The following is a 5,799-nucleotide window of genomic DNA, read 5'->3' on the forward strand; positions in this document are numbered from 1 at the left end:
GTTCTGCCCTCCCCCGGAGGTGCGCCCGAAGACCTCGACGAACGCGCCGCGGCCGGTGCGCGCCAGCGCGACCCCGACGCTCGAACCGGTCGTGGTGGCGGACAGCCCGACGTCATGCCAAACGGCGCTGCCGATCGGCGCAGTCTGCACGCCGTAGACGCAGCCCGGTGGGGAGCAGGCAGTGCGGGCGGCGACCCGGATGACGTTGCCGTCCAGGGTTTCCAGGGCATCGGCGCCGCCTGGTTCTCGTTGCCAACTCTTGCCGCCGTCGGTCGTCATGAACAACGCCGACGGGCCGAAGGCGTAGCCGATCTGGTCGGTGGCGAAGCGGATGTGCTGGGCACACGGGTCGCTACACACGGGCGACGGCACGTTCGCCGACGGTGGCTTCATGCTGTGCCAGGTGACTCCGCCGTCGGTCGTGCGGACCATCGCGGCACACGGTCCGCCGCTTGCGTCCAAGCAATCCGCCGTGCCGAGGGCCCACCCGTCGTCGGCGGAGGTGTACAGCGCCGAGGTCGCGTTCTGCCCTCCCCCGGAGGTGTGCCCGAAGACCTCGACGAAGGCTCGGTGCCCGGTGCGAGCGAGCGCGACCCCGACGCTCGAGCCGGTCGTGGTCGCGGACAACCCGACGTCATGCCATGCGACGCTGCCGAGCGGCGCGATCTGCACGCCGTAGACGCAGCCCGGTGGGGAGCAGGCGTTGCGGGCCGCGACGCGGATGACATTGCCGTCCAGGGTCTCCAGGGCATCGGCACCGCCTGGCTCTCGTTGCCAACTCTTGCCGCCGTTGGTGGTCATGAAGAAGGCGCTCGGACCGTAGGCGTAACCGATCTGGTCATTCGCGAAGCGGATGCTCCGCACGCACGGGTCGGCGCAGTCGCCGACACCGGTCACGTTGGCCGGCGGCGTCGGCATGCCCTGCCAGGTGTCGCCGCCATCGGCCGTGTGGACGAGCGCGGTGCAGGTGCCGCCTCCCGTAAGGCAGTCGCTGGAGCCCAACGCCCAACCCTCGTCGGCGCTCGCGAAGGTCAGGTCCAGCACCGTGAAGTTCGACGGAACCGGCGCGACCGCGACGCCGGGCTTGGTCTGGTGCGGGGTGATGGTCGGGCTCGACGGGGGCGGTGACGCAACAGTCGTCGGGGTGTGCGTCGGCAGCGGGACCACCGAGCTGAGCTGCACGGCCGGGCGCTCGTGGTCGGCGGTGTGTTGGAACTGGCTGACGCCGACGAGGGCGGCGGCGATCGCGGCCACCGAACCGGCCGCGATGAGCGGCAGCGTCCAGGTGCGCCACTGCCGGGCCCGGCGACGTTCGCGCGCCGGCGACAGCGGGTCGACGTCGGCGATGACGCGCTCGGCCAGCAGCCCGGCCGCCGGCGCGTGCCGGGCGTGCTCGGCAAGGCTGGCGCGTAGCGCCGCCTCGATGTCGATCTTGTCGTTCATCCGAACCTCCTCGTCGAGGGAGCCGCCGAAGCGGCGCTCCGCTCGCGCAACGACGCGAGCCCTCGGCTGATCAAGCTGCGGACCGTCCCGACGCGGCAGCCGAGCGCGTCGGCTATCTCCTCGTCGGGCAGGTCGTGGAAGAACCTCATCACCAGCGCGGCGCGCTGCCGGTCGGGCAGGGTGCGCAGCAGCCCCCACACCTCGTCACGGTCGGCGAGTTGCGCGACTGCGTCGTGCGTGTCGCGGCGCTCGGGTAGGACGTCGAGCACGAGTTCCCGGCTCGACGGCCGGCGCTTCTGATTGACGAACGCGTTGGCCAACGAGCGGCGGACGTAGGCGATCGGCACGTCGGCGGCGCTCACCCGATCCCACTTGGGGTAGAGCCGGACGAGGGTGTCCTGCACGAGTTCCTCCGCGGCGGGTGAGCTGCCCGTCAGCAGGTAGGCGGTGCGCAGGAGAGCGGTGGTGTTCGCGCGCACGAACGACACGAAGTCCCGCTCCTCGACCACGACTGCCTCCACGCCTAGTAGACAGCGCAGCAAGCGATCTTGTTGCAGTTCTCGCCAAACTCGTGGCGCGGCGCTGATCAACACGCATTCCATATGGCCAGGGCCATGCTCCGAGCGTGTTGATCACGGGTGAGCTGCTCGGCTAGTCCGCTTTCAACTGCTCGTAGTGGGCGCGGTCCTCGCCCAGCTTCCAGACCTTGCGGGTGCGGGCCGGCTTCGGGATGCCGGCCTGCTGCAGCGGCCGCCATATCGGGCGGTGCCAGGTCGTCACCGGGATGGACCGCACGACCTGCACGTAGCTCGGCCGGTGCGAGGCCGGCAGCCGGTCGAAGGCCCGGTCGAGGTCGGCCGCGCTCAGGGCCGCGCCGGGCCGCAACGTCACCGCGGCCACCAGCGACTCGGCGTCGCCATCGGCAACGCCGTAGGCCACCATCAGGTCGACGGCCGGGATCGTGCCCAGGGCCATCCGAGTTCCCGCCGGCATCACCGGGCCACCTGCCGTCGGGATGAGGGCACTGACCGGGTCGACGAGCCAGAGGTCGTTGTGTTCGTCGCGCAGGAACAGGTCGCCGGAGGACCGCCACGCGTCACCGCCGGTGAAGACGCCACGCAACGGATTGCCGGCTATCGATTCGCCGGGGTTGACGCGGGCAACCAGCAGGCCGACCTCGTCGGTGGCGCACTCGCGGCCCAGGCCGTCAGGGCCGAGTTCGAGGCTGCGCGCGACGCGGTCGAACGCGGCAACCTTGACCTCCGCCGAGCCCGGCAGCGGACGGCCCATCGACCCGATCGGGGTGCCCTTGAGGTTGGCCAGGATCGCCTCGCCGTCGGCTGAGGCGTAGAACTCGAGCACCCGGACCGACGGGAAGCGCTCGGCGACCCGCCGCCACAGGTTGCGCGGCATGCCGGAGCCCATGAACATCCGGATCGGGTGGTGCTGCTCGTTTCGATTCGGCGGGCCGACGGTGACAGCGTGCAGCGAGGTCCAGGTGTAGGAGACGTGCGTGGCGCCGTAGCGGCGGACCTCCTCCCAGAACGTGTCCGCGTCGTCGCCCGTCGCCATCGCGAAGCGGGCGCCGGCGGCGACCGCGCCACCCACGCTCATCAGCAGCGCCGAGGAGTGATGGATCGGGGTGGTGCTGTAGACCGTGTCACCGGTCTTCAGGGCCGCCGCGGACGCGGTGCCGAGGGCCGACATCGCCCAGCGGCGGTTGGTGATCTGCATAGCCTTGGTGCCCGCTCCCTCGCCGGTGAACAGCACGAAAGCGACGTCGCCGGCGCGGTGCGGGTTGGCGCGGTACCAGCCAGGTAGTTCGACCTCGTCGGGGTCGATGCGCTCCATATCCACCACACCTGGGGGCAGTTCACGCGAGTCGGCACCACCGCCGAGGACGCACCACGTCACCCCGTCGAGCAGCGCGGCGTCAGCCACGTGCTCGGGGTCGGAGATCACCCAGGTGACCCGGCCGAGGCGGGCTTCGCGGTCGAGTTCGGCGTCCGGGCGCAGCAGCACGGCGCTCGCCCCGAGCCGGCTCAGTGCGGCCACGACGGTGAACGCGCTCGGTCGGGTGCTCATCAGCACGCCGACCCGGTCGCCGTGCCGCACGCCCACGCTGATCAGGCCCTTCACGACGCTGTCGACGCGGTGCTTCACGTCGTGCTGGCGGTAGGCACGATCGCCGAACAGGAAACAGATCTCCTCGCGGGCCTTGCGGGCCTGCTCGTCGAGCAGCAGGCCCAGCGAGATTCGCGTCGCCGGGTCCAGTTGCTCGATGCGCGCCAGCCGCGGCAGTTGAGAAGGCGCCTCGGACACCACGCTGCGCGCGACCCGGACGGCCTGCCGGGCCGTGCCGAGCACGATGCGGGTGGCACCGACGCCCAGCTCGGCGGCCTGCGCGATCGCCGCGGCGCCGCCGCCGGCGGGCCGCAACGGCGTCGATTCGACCTCTTCCGCGGGGAGGATCTCCGCTGGCCGCTCGGCCTGGCCCGCGCGCCAACGCACCCAGCCGGCGACGGCGGGCCACGTGCGGCTGTTGGCTTTCGAGCCCACGACGAGCCCGAAGTGGCCGGCGTGCAGCGTCAGCTCGTAGATGTCGGCGCGCGGCGCGGCGCGGCGCACGGCCCGCACCGAATCGGGGTGCCCGAGCGTGTCGGTGGAGCCGACGACGGTGAGCACCGGCACGTCGATATCGGCCAGCGTGACCAGGCGATCATCGATCACGAAGCCGCCCTCGAGCATCCGGTTGTGCGTGACGAACTGCTCGAGCAGCTCAGCGATGGCGGGCCCCGACCAGGCTGTCCAGCCGTCGGACTCGAGGAACCGGCGCTGCCGTTCGCGCGGCAGCAGGGCCTCGCGGTCGTGCAGGGCGAGCAAGAACCGCACCCGGCCCTGCACGGTCTTGGCCGGCGTGAGCAGCTTGAACCCGAGCCGGGCCGCCCAGCCGGGCAGCGCGATGCGGTGCAGCACCCCGCTGTCGACCAGGCCCCCGGCGATGCGGGCAGCCACGTCGGGCGAGATCGGGATCGGCAGCGGCGCGCGGGTGTCGACGGGAGAGCCGAACGTGACCAGGGAGTCGATGCCGTCCCCCCGGCGATAGGCGGCGGCCTGGTAGGCGAACATGCCGCCCTGCGAGTACCCGCCCAGCACGACGTCGCGCCCGGTCGCCTCGCGGACCCGGTCGATCGCATCGCTGACCGCGAGCACGTGGTCGGTGAGCGTGCGCTCCAGGCCGCCCGGCTCGTGGTCGGGGTGGCCGAAGTCGACCACCCAGGTGTCCACGCCCCCGGCGTGCAGGCTGGCGACCCCGGAACTGCCGGGCGAGACGTCCCACACCTCGGTGGTCAGCATGAGCGGCGGCACCAGGACGATCGGGGTGGCGTCGGCGGGGACATCCTCGGCGAAGTAGTGCCGCAGCCGGTAGTTGGGTGCCTCCGCCTCGACGGTGAACGGCGACCCGCTCTCGCCGGTCTCGAGGCCGCCGAAGCGCACCACCTCGGCCGCGTTGCGCGCGGTCGCGGCAATCCGGCGGGCGTAGCGGATCGCGACCGCGGGGCCGCCGGTGGCCAGCTCGGTCAGCGCCGGCAGGCCGGAACGTCGGCGGGCCTCGGCCTCAGGGGTGGGCAGGTCGTCAGGATTGGTCGCCACGCGAGAACTGTGCTGCCCAGCGCCCGCTGCCGCAACCTCAGCCGCCGCGGGCGACGGGCTCGAAGCGCCACTCGTGCGGCGGCCGGGCGACCAGTTCGGCCGGGACGTCCGGCACGCCGCGGCCGGTGGGGTCGATGACGACGACGCGCGGGTCGTCCCCGACGCTTCGGAACACCTGGGCGGACGGGTCGGCGTGCGCGCTGACGTAGGCGACCAGATCGTCAAGGCGTCCGTCGGGCGCCCGCACCTCCCACATCAGCGTCATGCCCGCCATCCTCCCCCTCGTTGCGCCCGCCATCCTCCCTCCCCTCGTTGATCAACAGCGCCGGATGGCCGCCCTGGCGACCACGAAGTGCTGTTGATCACGGATGGGGAGCGGATCAGACGAGGACGTCGGTGATGGCGAGCGCGGAATCGGCCGGGATGTCCAGCCGCGACGGCGTCGCGGCATGCGCGACCAGTTGCGCACCGAGCGCCGCGACCATCGCCCCGTTGTCGGTGCACAGGTCCGGGCGCGGTATGCGCAGCCGGATCCCGGCGGCCGCGCACCGCTGCTCTGCAAGCGCCCGCAACCGCGAGTTGGCCGCCACCCCGCCGCCGATGATCAGGTGCCCGACGCCCCGCTCGCGCGCGGCCCGTACCGCCTTGGCAGTCAGGACATCCACGACGGCCTCCTGGAACGATGCGGCGACGTCGGCCGTG

Annotated in this window: 4 protein-coding genes and 1 pseudogene; all 5 read right to left on the reverse strand. The window is 72.2% G+C overall.

Annotated features, from left to right (window positions below):
• A partial coding sequence (locus VIM26_RS06005) for a hypothetical protein (protein WP_331949442.1) occupies positions 1 to 1,443 on the reverse strand: 1,443 nt, incomplete at its 3' end.
• Positions 1,440 to 1,952 carry a SigE family RNA polymerase sigma factor gene (locus tag VIM26_RS06010; protein WP_331949443.1) on the reverse strand — a complete coding sequence of 171 codons (513 nt, stop codon included), beginning with the start codon at positions 1,950 to 1,952 and terminating at the stop codon, positions 1,440 to 1,442. The genes VIM26_RS06005 and VIM26_RS06010, both read right to left, overlap by 4 nt.
• 142 nt (positions 1,953 to 2,094) lie before the next feature.
• Positions 2,095 to 5,097 carry an alpha/beta fold hydrolase gene (locus tag VIM26_RS06015; protein WP_331949444.1) on the reverse strand — a complete coding sequence of 1,001 codons (3,003 nt, stop codon included), beginning with the start codon at positions 5,095 to 5,097 and terminating at the stop codon, positions 2,095 to 2,097.
• A 37-nt stretch (positions 5,098 to 5,134) separates the two neighbouring features.
• Positions 5,135 to 5,362, reverse strand: coding sequence for a hypothetical protein (locus VIM26_RS06020; RefSeq protein WP_331949445.1), 228 nt, complete (start codon positions 5,360 to 5,362; stop codon positions 5,135 to 5,137).
• A 115-nt stretch (positions 5,363 to 5,477) separates the two neighbouring features.
• Positions 5,478 to 5,799, reverse strand: a pseudogene (locus VIM26_RS06025) (tRNA (adenosine(37)-N6)-threonylcarbamoyltransferase complex transferase subunit TsaD); the annotation flags it as partial.

Origin of the sequence: Pengzhenrongella sp. (genome assembly GCF_036565025.1) — a bacterium.
GTDB lineage: Bacteria > Actinomycetota > Actinomycetes > Actinomycetales > Cellulomonadaceae > Pengzhenrongella.

Coding starts and splice junctions, on each gene's coding strand:
- VIM26_RS06020 (WP_331949445.1), bottom strand. CDS start 5,362: ATGACGCTGATGTGGGAGGTGCGGGCGCCCGACGGACGCCTTGACGAT.